Genomic DNA, 1,101 nt, shown 5'->3' on the forward strand with positions numbered 1-1,101 from the left:
GTGGTGCTGTCGATCTATGTCCAGGACCGCGCACCGTCCGCCCGCTTCACCGGCGACAGCTTCGTGCTGCCGGCCGGCGCGCGCCGCGGTATCCCGGTCGTCACCGTCAACATGAACGCGCCGCCCAAGGGCGTCGAGGCCAAGGACAAGCAGATCTGCGTCGAAGGGCTGGAGCACGGCCAGCATTATGACGTCACCTTCCGCGCCGGCTTGCCGGCGGCCATCGGCGAGGTGACCGCGGCTCCCGTGGTGCTGTCGATCTATGTCCAGGACCGCGCACCGTCCGCCCGCTTCACCGGCGACAGCTTCGTGCTGCCGGCCGGCGCGCGCCGCGGTATCCCGGTCGTCACCGTCAACATGAACGCCGCCGAGATGAAGCTCTACCGCATCGGCGACCGCTCGCTGGCCCAGCTTCTGTCGGGCTACCAGTTCCTGCACCAGCTCGACAGCTATGACATCTCCAACATTTCCGAGCAGATGGGCGCGCCGGTCTGGCAAGGCCAGCTCGACATCGCCAATGATCTCAACAAGGAGGTCACCACCTCCTTCCCGGTCGACGAGGCGGTGCCGCAGCGCAAGCCCGGCGTCTATGTGCTGACCGCCCAGGCCGTCAACGACAAGAGCGACGACTACAATTCGATGGCCACGCAATGGTTCGTCGTCTCCGACATCGGCCTGTCGACCTATACCGGCCAGGACGGGTTGAATGTCTTTGCCCGTTCGCTGGGCAGTGCCAAGCCGATAGCAGGCGCCGAACTGACCCTGGTTGCCAGGAACAATGAGGTTCTCGGCACGGCGACATCGGATGCCGACGGCCACGCCGTCTTCAACCCCGGCCTGACGCGCGGCGACGGCGGCATGGTGCCGGCCGTGCTGATGGCCAAGCAGGGCGACAATGACTTCGTCTTCCTCGACATGGGCCGGGCCGGCTTCGACCTGTCCGACCGCGGCGTCACCGGGCGCGCAGCGCCCGGTGCGCTTGACGTCTATGCCTGGACCGAACGCGGCATCTATCGCGCCGGCGAGGATGTCCATGTCGCGGCGCTTGCCCGCGACGGCGCCGCCAAGGCGGTCGAAAACCTGCCGCTGACCTTCATCTTC

General features: G+C 66.9%; 1 protein-coding gene. It reads left to right on the top strand.

The genetic code is table 11. The features are described 5' to 3' along the window. Positions 1 to 1,101, top strand: a 1,101-nt coding sequence (locus EN935_RS37285) for an MG2 domain-containing protein (RefSeq protein ID WP_348629925.1), incomplete at both ends; no start/stop codon positions are given.

Source organism: Mesorhizobium sp. M7D.F.Ca.US.004.03.1.1 (genome assembly GCF_003998635.1).
Taxonomy (GTDB): domain Bacteria; phylum Pseudomonadota; class Alphaproteobacteria; order Rhizobiales; family Rhizobiaceae; genus Mesorhizobium; species Mesorhizobium loti.